The organism is Pseudoflavonifractor sp. 60 (assembly GCF_009911645.1).
Taxonomy (GTDB): domain Bacteria; phylum Bacillota; class Clostridia; order Oscillospirales; family Oscillospiraceae; genus Lawsonibacter.
The window spans coordinates 1-15,968 of sequence record NZ_QWKI01000171.1 but is presented as its reverse complement, the minus strand read 5'-3'; the positions used below and the strand labels follow the sequence as shown (position 1 = coordinate 15,968).

Below are 15,968 nucleotides of genomic sequence, written 5' to 3'. Positions count from 1 at the left end.
CGCATTTTTAAGATAGATTGCGGAAGGGGTATACCCCTTCCATCCTCTCCCGTAGGCGGGAGAGGATGAAGTTTCAGGAAAGGAGTATCATCAAAGATGAATGTTGGGAAGGTAAAAAAACGAATTTTTGGCGCCAGTATTCTGCTTTTGATGACAATACTGGCAGTAGGCACAGTGGTTTTCGCAGAGTCTTCAAGGAGCAGCAGCTATAGCCTAACAATTCAGAAGGTGTTTGCGCCCGGTACGCCGGCAGAGGCCCAAAACGTGGAATACACCTTTCGGGTGCAGGCGCAGGTCACCTCGGGCGATACAGAAAGTGCCGTTGAGAAGGAAGTGAAGATCAGAGGCGAGGGTTCGGAAACCATTGATTTTGAAGGGCCCTTCAAAATCAGCGTGATTGAGCAGACTGAAGACGGCGGGTTTAAGCTGGACGGCGCTGATTGGGATGTGACCAGGACTGAATGCCTGAGCTCCATCCATGTGGGTGAATCGGTGGCGTCCATCAATATCAACAAGGACAATGGCTTGATTCAGATCACGCGACCGGCGGATGTGCCCACTGTGACCTTCCGAGTGACCGGCAAAGCGCTCCATGATGATAAGCAGGCGGAGTTTGACAGAATGTTCCAGCCTCAAACCGTTACTGTCGCCGCTGGAGAGACAAAGGAGCTCACCGGTCTGCCCCAGGGGGAGTATACCATCACCAAGCTGCGCGCTGCGGACGGCTTCAGCGTTCTGGTGGGTCCACGGGACTTCCACGTGGACGCAGGTGGCACAGGCCGGTTCCATATCAACGGCAGCGAAAGTAAGGTGTCGATTACTGCACCTGTTCCAGAGGACGGCTCTACAAGAATTCACCATTATCATCTTGAGGGACCAGTTTCCAGAGACTTGGATATACGCTCCGGCGAGACGGGTACTGTGGAGCATCTGACCGAGGGTGAATATACCGTTAGGGTGTCAGAAACCTACAGTGGAATAGAGGAATTTAAAGCGACAATCCCTGAAACAACGGAAAATCCAAGAAATGAACGGTCTAGTGCAATATCTACTTCAAGCACTTCATCGTATAAGTATTTTACAGTTGGTGGAGACTATATTGGTAACCTGACATATGGCCCTTTGTACAATAGTAAAGGACAAAAATTGCCTGCAACCGCTACTTACAAGTTTGTTTTTGGAGCACTCAATCCAGATGATCCGACAAAAATTAATCTTTGGTCCATGAATAGAGCGGCAGCGGCCAATACATCGGGGAACAAAGTAGACTTGACTGGCAAGGATGCTGTTCAAAGACCGCTAAATGGGAGGCTGTATGTGGGTACAAAGGAAGTAAGCGATTCCAGTGCATACAGGATGGGTGTTTCCTGGACGGAGTACACTTTGGAGACGAATACATATAAAGCGCCTGAAACTGATGTATGGTATCAACTTCCTATTGATAATCGTGGCTGGATTACTATCGATAAGCCAGAAGACAGCAATGATCCAGGGCATAAAGTAACCTATTATTACTCCATTACCGATTCCAATGGACTTCCAATTACTGGATATACTGTCACCGACCAAGACGGCAATAAAATTACCAATCCTACAGACAAAGCTGACAAGACTGTGATGCTCAAGGCTGGGGAGAGCGTGACAATTCAGGGCCTGCATGATGGTATATTCCATATTCAACAGACCGTTGAACCCCTGGAGCCCATGGGCTTTAGGGTCAAGCTGGAGGACACCACCAAGATCGTCACCACTCCTGGCGAGACAATCAACATTGAGACCCTGGGTGAGCGCAGAGTGGAAATCAGCCGTCCGGGCAAAGCGGAAGATGACAGCAACCGAGTCTATACCTACAATATCTACCAGAATGGCATTACAGAGCCCATCAGGACGATTACCCTCCACTCCGGCGAGACGACGACCGTGGCGGAGCAGACGGGTTCGATGCTCCCTGCGGGAAAGTACAAAATTCAGGCGATGGACGACCAGATTGTGGGCTTCGATGTGACCTACAGCGACAGCAGCAGTCTGACCTCGGATTACATCAAACACGCTACAGTCTCCTTTACAAATTACTTCAGCAAGGTAGAGGCGTCTTACCATGTGGTCCACGAGTACTATTTGAAGAATAGCAACGGCAGCTATGACTTTGAGGGCGTATCGCCGGTATACACCAACAACTGCGACGGGACACATGACGATACTGTGGGACATTACTCCAAGGACGTTCAGCTGCAAGAAGTGTACAATGGAAACAAATACTCCCATTTCTCCGACGCCTATGGCAAGGTGATTTCCTGGCCGAAGGGCGGAACGTCGATTGAGGTTCCGCTGGAAGAGGATGATGTGCCATATACGGGCAGCGATTTCGTCGAACAGGGGACGGGCAGCAACGGCCCGGACACCAGAGATTACGCCTATATCCCTCTGGAAAACTTGGATTGTGCTATGGCGACCCAACACGACTCGGAGACCGGCGCCCATGAAGGCAGCGCTCAGATTATTATCCTGCGCTACTACCGGGAGAGCACACCCCAGGAGTCGGGCAAATATAACATCATCCATGAGTACTACCGGCGGACCAGCCAGGGCGACATCTGGGAGGGCAGCCGCGCCATGGAGACCGAAGATGTTGGCCGCCTGACCGATGGAAACCGCTACACGACCTATAGCGCGGCCAATGTGGATAAGCTCAACCGCTTTTCGCCCAATGGTCAGGAATACCCCTATGTCTACGATAGCGCAGCCTATGGTCGGATTGTGCCCCTTGACGAGGGCGAGGACTACAACACTGCCGCCGGCGCGGTAGGCGGCGGACAGAAGTACCGGGTTGACGCTAACATGAGCAGCGTCAAGGCCACCGTGGAGGGCGACCAGATTATTATCCTGCGCTACTACCGCGGAGGCGGCTACAATGTGGTCCATGAGTACTACTACCGGGAGAAGACGGTGGATGCCGGCAGCTCCGACGAGGTGGAGGACGGCTTCGGAGAGGACGTGAACCCGGAGGAGGAGACCACCGGCCAGCGGAGCGGGATTCAGCCCTTGGCCGACGAGGCGAGCAGTTTCAGCGGTACCCTGACAAATTCCGAGGGTTATGCCTATGAGTTTGAGGGGCGCAGCGGCATTTCGACCTTCCCGGCAAAGCTGGAGTCCAGACATGATGCCAGCGAGGTGAACCCGGTGACCTCCTTCCAACCCGACGGCGATTCGCGGCATGACTATGTGCAGAAGGATGCCGTCTATGGATATCTGAACGAGGATGGAACCTACCGGCTTGCACCCCATATGACGGGGGTGAGAGCAACCGCCCAGAAGGACGAGATTATCATCCTGCGCTATTATCGGGAGGGCGAAGCGCCAAATCGGCCCGACCCCGCCACCGGCAGCTATCAGGTGGTCCACGAGTACTACTACCGCACCCAAGCGGGAGACACCCTGGAGGGCAGCACAGCGGTGGAGAGCGTTGAGGGGCTTCCTCTGGACGAGACGCAGTACACCGCGGACGAGGTAGGGAAGCGCCCCAGCTTTGAGGGCAGGAGTTATACCTATTTTGAAGCCGCCTATGGTATGGCGGAAGGGAACTCCTATCAGCCGAATGCTGATATGACCTATGTGGTGGCCACCGAGGAGGGCCAGCAGATCATTATCCTGCGCTATTACCGGGAGAACGGGAGCACTACACCCAGCGACCCGAAGGACCCGGAGGACCCGCCCAAGGACCCGGAGGACCCGCCCAAAGACCCGGAGGACCCACCCAAGGACCCGGAGAATCCCCCCGAGACTCCGGAGAATCCCCCCGAGACTCCAGAGAATCCCCCCGAGACCCCGGAAAATCCCCCCGAGACTCCGGAGAATCCCCCCGAGACCCCGGAGAATCCTCCTGAGACCCCGGAGAATCCCGGCTATCCCACCGAGCTTCCTGATCCCAACGACCCGAACAGCCCAGACGAGATCACCATCTGGGAGGACGGTGTTCCCAAATCCTATGTGAAGGTGTGGGACCCGGAGAATGAGGAGTATATCTATATTCTGGACGAGGATGTGCCTCTGTGGAATCAAACGCCTCAGACCGGCGACGAGAGCAGGACAGTCCTGTTTGCGGTCCTGACACTGGGCGCGCTGTGCGGCATTGCGGTGCTGAGCGCCATTCCTCGCTGGAAGAACGGGATAAAGCGCCGTTCCAACCGATAAACCCTCTTATAGAGTCCGCGGACATTCCGTGGACTCTGTATTTTTAGCGGGAGTTTGCCCGAAAGGGGACGGAGTAGAGGGGAAGGGGCGGGAAATGGACCGGCTGCGCCTTGTGCGAGCCGTAAAAAAAGAGCGGCAGGTACAGGAAAAATGTTGGCAGTTTGGCAGAAAATTGCGGGGCAAAAGGAATTAGGGTTGTGTGCGGTGTATTCTTCCTTTATAATTGAAAATCAGACAAAAACGTGAGGAGAACAATTATATGGAACAAAAGAGTACACGCGGCAGCTTTTCAAGTTCAATCGGCTTTATTATGGCGGCGGCAGGCAGCGCTGTCGGTCTGGGAAATATTTGGCGCTTTCCTTACCTGGCCGCCAAGGACGGAGGCGGAGTGTTTATTCTGTGCTATATCGTCCTGGCCCTGACCTTCGGTTTTGCCTTGCTCACCACTGAAATCGCCATCGGCAGAAAAACCGCGCAAAGTCCCCTCACCGCCTACGGGGTGCTCCATAAAAATTGGGGCTTTCTGGGGGTCCTGGCCTGCCTGGTGCCCACGCTGATCCTGCCCTACTACTGCTCCATCGGCGGCTGGGTGTTTAAGTACCTCTTTGACTTCCTCACCGGAGCGGGGCTTGACTCCGCCGCCGACGGTTTTTTTACCAGCTTTATCACCAGCGACGGCGGCCCGGTCCTCTGGATGCTGCTCTTCTTTGCCGCCACCGCCTTTGTGGTCTACAGCGGGGTTAATAAGGGCATTGAGAAGTATAATAAAATCCTGATGCCCATTCTGGTGGTCCTGGTGGTGGGGATCGCTTTCTTCTCTCTGACCCTGTCCAACACCGATGAGCAGGGCGTCACCCGGACGGGACTCCAGGGCCTGTCTGTCTACCTGATTCCCGACTTTACCGGCATGACCCTCTCCAAATTTCTGACGGTGGTGCTGGACGCTATGGGGCAGATGTTCTTCTCCATCAGCGTCTCCATGGGGATTATGGTGGCCTATGGCTCCTACGCCACCAAGGACACAAACCTGATGCGCTCCATTAACCAGATCGAGATCTTCGATACGGCGGTGGCTCTGCTGGCGGGGATGATGATTATTCCGGCGGTGTTCACCTTCGCGGGGACAGAGGGTATGTCCGCCGGTCCCGGCCTGATGTTTGTCTCCCTGCCTAAGATTTTTGCGGCCATGGGGGGCGTAGGCAATGTGATCGGGGCCATCTTTTTCCTGATGACGGCCTTTGCTGCGGTGACCTCCGCCGTGTCCGTGATGGAGGCCATTACCTCCAGCCTGATGGACGCCTTCCACATCTCCCGGAGACGGGCGGCCACCTTTGTCTCCCTCTACGCCGTGGTGGGCGGGATCATCGTCTGCCTGGGCTACAACCTCTTCTATTTTGAGGCCGTCCTGCCCAACGGGACGGTGGGCCAGATTCTGGATATTCTGGACTATCTCAGCAACAACTGCTTCATGCCTCTCATAGCGCTGCTTACCTGCATCCTCATTGGCTGGATCGTGAAGCCCCAGGTCATCATCGATGAAGTGACCCAGGGCTGCAACAAGTTTTCCCGTCAGGGGCTGTATGTGGCGATGATGAAATTTATTGCGCCGGTGCTGCTGTTCGTTCTGCTGCTCCAGTCGGTGGGAGTTTTGTCCTGGCTGGGCCTGTGAGCCGCCATTCCTTAAAATAATATCAGAGCGCCCCGCAGGCATTGACCTGCGGGGCGCTTGTTTGCTGTTGTGTTACAGGGTCAGCACCTCTCCCGTGGTGAGGGGGCGGAGTCCGGGGCCGAAGGTCTCCTGGAGCAGGGCCAGCGCCGCCGGACCGGTGCAGTGGCCGGTGTGGACCTGCTCCACCCCCAGCTCCTTGAGGGCGGCGGCGACCCGGCGGACGTACTCAGGGGAGCAGTTCATCTCATGTTCCCCCTTGCCAAACATGTGGAAGCCGCCTACCACGGCAAAAATGTTCCTGCCAGGGAACTGCTCCTGGACGCCGCGTACAATGTTGACAATGCCGCTGTGGCTGCAAGAGTTGAAGAGCGCCAGGCCCCGCTCCTCCTCCAGCACCAGAGAGCGCTCGTGGCGGAAATCGTCGGGGATCAAGTCGTCCTCCCCGCGTTTGAAGAGCAGGTCGGCGGCCCGACCGGTAAACTCCGGGTCGTGGACGGTGTCCGGAGCCAGCCAGACGCCCTCCCCCAGGGCGTACAGGCCCTCCGTCTCCACAAAACGGTCCCGGTACTCCCGCCAAATATCCCGGCGGATGCCGATAAAATAGTAGTCGTGTTGATTTTTAAAGGAGTAGTAGGGGCCGCCCGCGCCCCGCCCCATGTACGCCGGGGCCCGGCTGTTGAGCTGGAAGAACTGACGCAGGCCGTCGGCGTGGTCGAAGTGGCCGTGGGACAGCACTGCCAGCTCCACCTCCCCAAGGTCCACACCCAGCGCCTGGGCGTTGCCGGCAAATTTTCCCGAGGAGCCAGCGTCCAGCAGCAGCTTTCTGCCGGCATACTCGATGTACAGGGACAGCCCCGCCTCCGCAGTCAGGCCGCAGCCCTCTGGAGCGGTGTTTTCCATCAGAACGGTTACTTTCATGCTGTTGTCCTCCTCTATACTAGGCCCGGGTCAGGTCACGGATCCAGTTGTCGGAGGAGGTGCGCCAGAGCCCAAAGCCAAATTTTACTATGCTCTCCAAAGTTGTAGCAAGGTAGACCCAGAGAATTTCCGCATGGAACACCATGCCCAGGAGGAAGGCGGCGGGGATGGCCGCCAGCCACTGAGGCAGCGTGTCGATGAGGGTCGCCGCCTTCACATCTCCGCCGCCCCGGAGGACTCCCACAATGACCACGCTATTGAAATCCCGCAGGGGCCGGATGAAGGCCAGCACGGTCATCATCATCACCGCGATGGAGCTGGCCCTGGGGGACATACCGAACAGCGGAAATACCCAGGCCGGGGCGGCGACATGAGCAAAGAGCAGCAGCAGTCCGCATACGCCCAGCCCACACAGGACCGCCAGAACGGACAGGGCCCGTCCCATGGAGCGCACCTTCTCCAGCCGGCCCGCTCCCACCTCCCGGCCGATGATGATTGCGGCGGTGGTGGCCAGGCCGAAGGAGATCACCATGCAGATCTTGTCCACATTGCCCGCCACGGTGTAGGCGGCCAAAATCTCGGTGCTGCCCGCCATATGGCCCATAATAGTGGGGAAAACTGAGGCGCCCAGCCCCCAGGTGGTCTCATTAAACACCACCAGTCCGCCGTAGTGGAGGAAGCGGCGGACCATCTCCCGCCCCGGACGGAGGAGCAGGTGTAGGTGGACCCGGAAAAACCGGCTTTTCACCATGTGGGTGACCACGATGGCCACCTCCAGCAGCCGGGCGATCAGGGTAGCCACCGCCGCACCCCGTACCCCCAGGGCGGGCGCCCCCAGCTTGCCGAAGATGAATACCCAGTTGAGAAAGGTGTTGGCAGTCATGGAGGCTACCAGAATGTACATACCCAGCTGGGGCCGTTCCATGCTGCGGTAGATTGCCACATACATCATAGTAAAGGCTGTCAGCACGTAGGATAGTCCGGCGATGGAGCCATACTGGGCGGCCAGCTCAATGACCTCCCGCTCGTTGCCGAAGAGGCTGAGAAATTCCAGTGGGCAGATCACCAGGATGGCGGCGAAAATCGAGGACACCAACAGAACGACCCAAAGGGCGACCCCCAGGACCCGATTGATGGCCTCCATATCCTGCTTGCCCCAGTACTGGCTGACCAGAACGGAGGAGCCGCTCTGGACACCGAAGATAAACATCTGAACCACGTAGAGGGGGATGTTTGCCAGGGTCACCGCCGCCATGGGGGCCTCCCCCAGCATCCCCACCATAAAGGTGTCCGCCATGCCCAGGGTGCTGGTAATCAGGTTTTGGAGCACGATGGGGGTGGCCAGGAAAAGCACCTGCTTATAAAATACGGGGCCCTGTTTCATAAATGAAAACACAGAAATTCTCCTTTATTCATGTTCTCTCTCGCTGACGGTCTGCTATGACAGGGTCGTACACAGCTCTTGACGGGCCGCCTGGAGCCCCTGAATCAGGGCGTCCACATCCTCCCGGGTTGTGTCACTGGAGAAGCTGAGCCGCAGGGCACCGTCCTGCTGGGGCTTGGGCAGCTTCAGGGCGGCGAAGACGTGGCTGGGCTTCCCCCGGTGACAGGCGGAGCCGGAGGAGAGGAAGATTCCCCGGTCGCTGAGGAAGCGGACCACCACCTCGCTCTTGTAGCCGGGCAGTGAGATGGGCAGGATGTGTGAGGCGCCCCCCCGGGTCAGCGCCACCGCCTCCGGGACGTCCCGAGCCAGCCGCTGGAGGGTGTAGTCCTTCATAGCGGCGGTGCAGACCATATCCTCTTGTAAGGTGGAGGCCCCCAGCCGGGCGGCGGCGGCAAAGGCGGCAAGCTGGCTGGTGGCCTCAGTGCCCGCGCGCAGGCCGCCCTCCTGGCCCCCGCCCCGGATGAGGGGGGGCAACTTCAGCCCTCTGCGCACATACAGCGCGCCAACCCCCTTGGGGGCGTGGATCTTGTGGCCGCTGATGGACAGCAGGTCAACCCCCAGCGCTCCGGGGGAGAAGGGCACCTTTAAAAAGCCCTGGACCGCGTCGCAGTGGAGCAGCGCGGGGCAGCCCGACTGCTTGATGGCCCGGGCCGTCTCCTGCACCGGCAGGATGGTCCCCAGCTCGTTGTTCACCAGCATCATGGAGACCAGGACCGTGTCCTCCCGGAGAGCAGCGGCGGCCTGGGTGGGGTCGATGTTCCCCCGGCGGTCGGGCTGGAGCCAGGTGACCTCATAGCCCTGCCGCTCCAGGGCCTTCACTGGTTCCATCACGGCGGCGTGCTCAATGGCAGTGGTGACAATGTGCCGGCCCTTCCGCCGGTTCAGCTCCAGCGCCCCGTGGATGGCCCAGTTGTCGCTCTCGGAGCCACAGGAGGTGAAAAAGAGCTCCTCCGCCCCGCAGCCCAGCGCTCTGGCCACATCGGCCCGCCAGGATTTTACCTGGGCCGCCGCCTGGGTCCCGAAGGCGTAAACAGAGGAGGGATTGCCCCAGCCCTGGGTCATGGCCTCCAGCGCCGCCTGGGCCGCCTCGGGCCGTACCGGTGTGGTGGCCGCGTAATCAAAATAGTGGAACAAGGTGTCCGCCTCCCAAAAACAAAGTCAGCAACGGCTATTCTATGCTGTTGCGCCCGGAAAGTCAAGATGGCGGCGCATTTATTCCCGGAAATCAATTTTGAGAGAAACGATTCAAGTCCTTTATTTCCTTCCCTCGTTTTCTCCTTTGAGAAAATAGAAGCGGCGAGGGGCCGCCTTTGCAGGCAGCCCCTTTTGTACGCTATGTGGCGTTCATACAGGTATCTTACCGAATGTGCGGTGTCAACACTCTATTTTTCTAATTCCGAAAACAGCCTGTCAATTCCACGTCTCAGCACCGCTGCCATTGTTTCCTGGTAGTGTTCTGTTAAGGCGTCCAGCTTTTTAAGTGTTTCCGCGTCAAGCCGCACGCCCAGCTGCTTGAATTTGGGATTGTCTGATTTCGGTCTTCCAAATTTTGGAGGCATTTCACCACCTCACTTTTTGATTACCGCAAATATTATTCTAGTTGTTGATAAACAAAAAGTCAAGAGAGTTTTCAAATTTTTCCGCCATCTTGACTTGAAGCGGACAACATACATAGAGAGCAGGGGCCTGAGCAGGCGGTCAGATGTTGAAAAAATTTAGCACAGCTCAGCCGTCTGTGCAAGGAATGGCCGGAAGTCATTTGTTTATAATAAATTCATAAACTTGCTATTGACAATTTCCGGGGGTGGTGGTACATTATCTTTAGCACTCGAGGAATATGAGTGCTAAACTCGACAAGATAAAGGCGGTGAGTGCCGTGATACTGTCGGACCGAAAAAAGCGAATCCTGCGGGCCATTGTGGAGACCTACATTGCCACCGCCGAGCCGGTGGGCTCCAAGGCGGTGACGGAGCTGGCCGGATTGGATGTGTCCGCCGCCACCATCCGCAATGAAATGGCCGACCTCACCGAGCAGGGCTACCTGGAGCAGCCCCACACCTCGTCGGGCCGGGTCCCCTCCGCCGCAGGCTACCGGCTGTATGTGAACGAGCTGATGGACCGCCAGCAGCTTACCATTCAGGAGACCCAGCGTATCAACGACGCGCTGAACCTGAAAATGGAGGAGCTGGACCGGGTTATCGACCGGGCGGGCAAGGTGCTCTCCCAGCTCAGCGACTACCCGGTATTCACCATGGCGGCGGCCAAGGAGCGCATCACCGTCAAGCGGTTCGATCTGCTGATGGTGGAGGACAACGCTTTCATTGTGGTGGTGATGACGGACAACAGCGTGGTGAAAAACAAGCTGATCCATATGCCCGGCCAGCTCAGCGACCCCCAGCTCCAGATGCTGTCCGCCATTCTGAATACCTCCTTTGTGGGGCTGTCCCAAAAGGAGATGTCGGAGGCGCTGGACAAGATGGAGGCCCACACCGCGCCGGGGGCTTTCGAGCTCATCGCTCTGGTGGTGGACTTCGCCATGGAGGTGCTGGCCGGCCAGAGCGAGCAGAAATTCCGCACCGCCGGCATCACCCACCTGCTGGAGCACCCCGAGTACCGCAGCCTGGACAAGGCCAAGCCTCTGATGACCTACCTCAGTGAAGAGAGCGAGGCGCCCCGGCTGCCTGCAACTCTGGATACCGGCAAGAATATGAATATCCTCATTGGACCGGAGAATGTGAACGACGCCCTGAAGGACACCAGCGTGGTGATGGCCAGCTATGACATTGGGGACAATATGCGGGGCGTGATTGGCGTGGTGGGCCCCACTCGGATGGACTACGCCAAAGTGACCGCCCGCCTGTCCTACTTTGCCGACAGCCTGACCCGGATGTTCGGCAAGGAGCTGCCCCCGCCAGAGGAGCCGGAGGATTAACATCAATGTTATAAATATGGAGACGCGAAGGAGCATGGATCGTGAGTAAGAAAAAGGATAAGAAAGAGATTCAGGAGGAACTCAAGGCTGAAATTCTGGAAGAACGAGCCGAGGCGGAGGAGGCCGTCCAGGAGGAGGTCCAGCCCGACACGCCCGGCGGAGAACCGGAGGAGGCCGGGGCCCCCGCTCAGGAGCAGGTGGTCCCCAGAGAGCAGTTCCTCCGTCTGGCCGCCGAGTATGACAATTACCGCAAGCGCACCGCCAAGGAGAAGGAATCCCTGTGGGCAGAAGCCAAGGCGGATACCGTCCAGGCCTTTCTCCCCGTGTACGACAACCTGGAGCGGGCCCTGAATCAGGAGACCGCAGACGAGGCCTACAAAAAGGGCGTGGAGATGACCATGAATCAGCTGAAGGAGATCTTCGCCAAGCTGGGGGTCACCGAGATTGACGCCCAAGGCAAGCCCTTCGACCCCAACCTCCACAATGCGGTTATGCACATTGAGGATGAGAACCTGGAGGAGAACACTGTGGCCCAAGTATTCCAGGCTGGATTCATGTTGGGGGATAAGGTAATTCGATTTGCTATGGTCCAGGTGGCCAATTGAGGCGCATACAGGGCACACCGCCTGCGGCTATGAAATCACAGAAGTACAAGGAGGTCAGACCATATGTGTCCCAGCTGTAAGAAATGCAGGGAGAGTAAGCTCTTTTCCCATCCAATTCCCTTTACCTTGATGGTCAGCGCCGGGCTGCTGGTCTGGCTGTCCGCTCTGTTCTCCGTGGGCGCCCTGCTCCTGCGCTAAATTATTCGGATTCCCCAAAAAACGGGGGAAACTAAATTTGTTAACACCAATCTTTCATATATATTAGGAGGAAAAGCATTATGAGCAAGATTATCGGCATTGATTTGGGTACGACTAACAGCTGCGTGGCGGTGATGGAGGGCGGCGATGCCGTGGTCATTGCCAACGCTGAGGGTAACCGCACCACCCCGTCTGTGGTGGCCTTCTCCAAGGATGGAGAGCGTATGGTGGGCCAGGTGGCCAAGCGCCAGGCCATCACCAACCCCGACCGGACTATCAGCTCCATCAAGCGGGAGATGGGCTCCGACTACCGGGTTGCCGTGGACGGCAAGAGCTACACCCCCCAGGAAATTTCCGCCATGATCCTTCAGAAGCTGAAGGCGGACGCTGAGGGCTATCTGGGTCAGAAGATCACCGAGGCGGTCATCACCGTCCCCGCCTACTTCACCGACGCCCAGCGCCAGGCCACCAAGGACGCGGGCAAAATCGCCGGCCTGGAGGTCAAGCGGATCATCAACGAGCCCACCGCCGCAGCTCTGGCCTACGGTGTGGACAAGGAAGAGGCCCAGAAAATTATGGTCTATGACCTGGGCGGCGGCACCTTCGATGTGTCCATCCTGGACATTGACGACGGTGTGATCGAGGTGCTGGCTACCGCCGGCAACAACCGCTTGGGCGGCGACGACTTCGACAAGTGCATCATGGACTGGATGGTGGCCGAGTTCAAGAAGAGCGACAACGTGGACCTGTCGGGGGACAAGGTGGCCATGCAGCGGCTGAAGGAGGCCGCCGAGAAGGCCAAGATCGAGCTGTCCGGCGTGACCACCACCGCCATCAACCTGCCCTATATCACCGCCGACGCCACCGGTCCCAAGCACCTGGACCTGACCCTGTCCCGGGCCAAGTTCAACGAGTTGACCCACCACCTGGTGGAGGCCACCATGGGCCCGGTCCGTCAGGCTATGGGCGATGCCAAGCTCTCCGCCGGCGACCTGCACAAGGTGCTGCTGGTGGGCGGCTCCAGCCGTATCCCCGCTGTTCAGGACGCAGTGAAGAACATCACCGGTCGGGAGGGCTTCAAGGGCATCAACCCCGATGAGTGTGTAGCCATGGGCGCAGCCCTCCAGGGCGGCGTGTTTACCGGCGACGTGAAGGACCTGCTGCTGCTGGACGTGACTCCCCTGTCTCTGGGCATTGAGACCGCCGGCGGCGTGATGACCAAGATCATCGACCGCAACACCACCATCCCTGCCCACGGCAGCCAGGTGTTTACCACCTACTCCGACAACCAGACCTCCGTGGAGGTGAAGGTGCTCCAGGGCGAGCGGGAGATGGCGCAGTACAACAAGCAGCTGGGCGTGTTCATGCTGGACGGCATCCTGCCCGCCCGCCGGGGCGACCCCAAGATCGAGGTCACCTTCGACATTGACGCCAACGGCATTGTCAATGTGTCCGCCAAGGACCAGGGCACCGGCCGGGAGCAGCACATCACCATCACCTCCTCCACCAACATGACCAAGGAGGAGATCGACAGGGCCATGCGGGAGGCGGAACAGTTTGCCGCCGAGGACAAGAAGGCCCGTGAGGCCGCCGATATCCGCAACGCCGGCGACCAGACCGCCTACCAGGTGGAGAAGACCCTGGGCGAGGTGGGCGACAAGCTCCCCGCCGAGGACAAGGCCAAGGTGGAGGCTGCCCTGGAGCGGCTGAAGGAGGCGCTGAAGGGGGCCGATATCAACGCCATCAAGGACGCTACCGAGGCGGTGAACAAGGAGTTTGCCGAGGTGGGCTCCAAGATCTACGGTCAGGCGGGTCAGGCAGGTCCCGATATGGGTTCCGGCTTTACCGGTGGTCAGGCGGGTGACGGTGTTGTGGATGCCGACTATGAGGTTATCGACGACGACCAGAAGTAAGAGCCCGCAGGAAAAGCAGGGCGGGGCCTCTGAGCCCCGCCGCTTTCCGCGCTAAGAGGTGATTAACATATGGCGGAACAAAAACGTGATTTTTATGAGGTCCTGGGCCTGAGCAAGGGAGCCTCGGACGATGAGATCAAAAAGGCCTACCGCAAGCTGGCCAAGAAATACCATCCGGACGTGAACCCGGGGGACAAGGAGGCCGAGGAGCGCTTCAAGGAGATCAATGAGGCCTACAGCATCCTGTCCGATGCAGAGAAAAAGTCACGCTATGACCAGTTTGGCTTTGCCGGTGTGGACCCCAGCTACGGCGGGGGAGGCGGCATGGGCTTCGACATGGGGGATATCGACCTGGGCGATATCTTCGGCTCCTTCTTTGGCGGCGGGTTTGGCGGCTTCGGCGGCGGCGGACGGAGAAATGGTCCCCAGAAGGGAGATAGTCTGCGGGTCAATCTGGCCCTCACCTTTGAAGAGGCGGCCTTCGGCTGTACTAAGGAGATCGAGCTGAACCGGACGGAGACCTGTGAGGAGTGCAAGGGCTCCGGCTGCGCTGCGGGCACCACCGCCGAGACCTGTCCTGACTGCCGGGGCGCCGGTCAGGTGCGCATCCAGCGAGGGGCGGGGGGCTTTGCATTCTCTACTACCACCACCTGCTCCAAGTGCCGGGGGACGGGTAAAATTATCCATACTCCCTGTAAAAAGTGCGGCGGTACGGGCAACACACGTAAGAAACAGCGTGTTTCGGTGACCATTCCAGCGGGAATCGATGAGGGCCAGGCAGTCTCCTTGCGAGGCCAGGGCAACGCAGGAACCAATGGCGGTCCTGCGGGCGACCTGCTGGTGCGGGTCCAGATTAAGCCCCACCCCCAATTCCGGCGGGAAGGGGTTACGGTACTCTATGAGCAGCCCATCAGCTTCTACCAGGCAGCCATGGGTGCGGAGCTGGAGATCCCCACCATCGACGGCAATGTAAAGTACAACCTGCCGGCGGGCACCCAGACAGACACCACCTTCCGCCTGCGGGGGAAGGGCATCCCAGAGCTGCGGGGCCGAGGGAGAGGGGACCAGTATGTCACTGTGAAGGTCCAGGTGCCCACTTCCCTGAACGCGGAGCAGAAAGCGGCCCTCAACGCTTTTGGCGAGGCTATGGGGGAGAAAGTCCCGGAGAGCGGCCTCAAGGGATTTTTCGAGAAAAAGAAGAAGAAAAAATAAGCAGGAAAAAACCTCCGGTCTGTCCGGAGGTTTTTTGTGTGTCAGGACTGTGGAGGGAGATTTTGGGCAGCCTCCTCCAGCCAGAGGGCAGTCTGAACCAGCCCCTCCTCGGTAATAGGAAAGGTGGCCCTGGACAGTATCTCGCTCTGTGACATCTCCAGCGGCCCGCACCAGAACTGAACAGACAACTGCGGCGGCAGTTCCTCGGTAGTCTCCGGCCGGATGAAGAATCGGGCTGCTCCCAGACTTCCGTACCAGCTGTTGCCGTTTTCCCAGAAGAGCAGGGTAGGAATTTCAATCTTATTCAATGAAATGCGCCTCCTTACACCTCTATTATAGGGGTTAAGTTCAATTCTGTAAAGGGCCGCACAGATTGCCTGGGGGTACATAGTATGGTATGTGGCACTGCCACACACGACAAACTTTTATCAAGTCAAAGGAGCGCGTTATGAAACGATACTATGCTTCTGACTGGGAGCAGAGCAGTCGGGACGGCGTAGTGGCCCATCTGACCGGATGCAATACCGGCTGCGGTTGTAACACTGGCTGCGGCTGTGACACCGACTGTGGCTGCAACACCGGCTGTGGCTGCAACACCGGCTGCGGCTGCAACACCGGCTGTGGTTGCAACACCGGCTGTGGCTGCAATACCGGCTGTGGCTGCTCCACGCCTACCCTGCCCCCGGTCCCGCCCTGTTCCGGTCCGGGCCCCTTCCCGCCCTGCCCGTCCATCATAGGGCCAACCGGCCCGACTGGGCCACAGGGATATCCTGGTCCAACTGGCGCAACTGGCCCGACTGGTCCTCAGGGGATTGCCGGTCCTGCCGGTCCCACTGGTGCAACGGGCGCCCAGGGCCCCGCTGGTGCTACCGGCGCGACAGGTGCT

At 58.5% G+C, this 15,968-nt stretch carries 11 protein-coding genes and 1 pseudogene; 8 read left to right on the top strand and 4 right to left on the bottom strand.

The genetic code is table 11. The annotated features are described in order from the left end of the window. The first annotated feature begins 264 nt into the window (after nucleotides 1-264). Entirely contained in the window at nucleotides 265-4,191 is a 3,927-nt protein-coding gene (locus D1646_RS17540) for a hypothetical protein (protein ID WP_160637709.1), read from the top strand. Nucleotides 4,192-4,450: 259 nt separating this feature from the next. Continuing rightward, a complete protein-coding gene (locus tag D1646_RS17535; RefSeq protein ID WP_160637708.1) occupies nucleotides 4,451-5,860 on the top strand; it encodes a sodium-dependent transporter in 1,410 nt (469 codons plus the stop codon). 72 nt (nucleotides 5,861-5,932) lie between these two features. On the opposite strand, the gene D1646_RS17530 is transcribed toward D1646_RS17535, so the two are convergent. From D1646_RS17530 to D1646_RS17520, 3 genes are read right to left on the bottom strand one after another with little or no spacing between them, the layout of a single operon-like run. Then, entirely contained in the window at nucleotides 5,933-6,778 is an 846-nt protein-coding gene (locus D1646_RS17530; RefSeq protein WP_160637707.1) for an MBL fold metallo-hydrolase, read from the bottom strand. 19 nt (nucleotides 6,779-6,797) lie between these two features. Further along, nucleotides 6,798-8,174: an MATE family efflux transporter gene (locus tag D1646_RS17525; protein ID WP_160637706.1), complete on the bottom strand. Its 1,377-nt coding sequence runs from the start codon at nucleotides 8,172-8,174 to the stop codon at nucleotides 6,798-6,800. 42 nt (nucleotides 8,175-8,216) lie between these two features. After that, complete coding sequence (locus D1646_RS17520; protein ID WP_160637705.1) at nucleotides 8,217-9,356, bottom strand: cysteine desulfurase family protein; 1,140 nt, start codon at nucleotides 9,354-9,356, stop codon at nucleotides 8,217-8,219. 703 nt (nucleotides 9,357-10,059) lie between these two features. Between D1646_RS17520 and hrcA the strand changes: the two genes are divergently transcribed. The 5 genes from hrcA to dnaJ all read left to right on the top strand — a co-directional run bounded on the left by hrcA (nucleotide 10,060) and on the right by dnaJ (nucleotide 15,082). After that, a complete protein-coding gene (hrcA, locus tag D1646_RS17515) occupies nucleotides 10,060-11,154 on the top strand; it encodes a heat-inducible transcriptional repressor HrcA (protein ID WP_201754745.1) in 1,095 nt (364 codons plus the stop codon). Nucleotides 11,155-11,195: 41 nt separating this feature from the next. Further along, on the top strand, nucleotides 11,196-11,759 hold the full coding sequence (gene grpE, locus D1646_RS17510; protein ID WP_160637704.1) for a nucleotide exchange factor GrpE: 564 nt from the start codon (nucleotides 11,196-11,198) through the stop codon (nucleotides 11,757-11,759). A gap of 63 nt (nucleotides 11,760-11,822) precedes the next feature. Next, nucleotides 11,823-11,957: a hypothetical protein gene (locus D1646_RS23785; protein WP_279279958.1), complete on the top strand. Its 135-nt coding sequence runs from the start codon at nucleotides 11,823-11,825 to the stop codon at nucleotides 11,955-11,957. Nucleotides 11,958-12,037: 80 nt separating this feature from the next. Further along, entirely contained in the window at nucleotides 12,038-13,870 is a 1,833-nt protein-coding gene (gene dnaK / locus D1646_RS17505) for a molecular chaperone DnaK (RefSeq protein ID WP_160637703.1), read from the top strand. 69 nt (nucleotides 13,871-13,939) lie between these two features. Next, nucleotides 13,940-15,082: a molecular chaperone DnaJ gene (dnaJ, locus tag D1646_RS17500; protein ID WP_160637702.1), complete on the top strand. Its 1,143-nt coding sequence runs from the start codon at nucleotides 13,940-13,942 to the stop codon at nucleotides 15,080-15,082. A gap of 41 nt (nucleotides 15,083-15,123) precedes the next feature. On the opposite strand, the gene D1646_RS17495 is transcribed toward dnaJ, so the two are convergent. Then, a complete protein-coding gene (locus D1646_RS17495; RefSeq protein WP_160637701.1) occupies nucleotides 15,124-15,390 on the bottom strand; it encodes a hypothetical protein in 267 nt (88 codons plus the stop codon). Between the two features lie 140 nt (nucleotides 15,391-15,530). On the opposite strand from D1646_RS17495, the pseudogene D1646_RS23780 reads away from it, so the two are divergent. Further along, nucleotides 15,531-15,968 (top strand): annotated as a pseudogene (locus D1646_RS23780) (hypothetical protein); the annotation flags it as partial.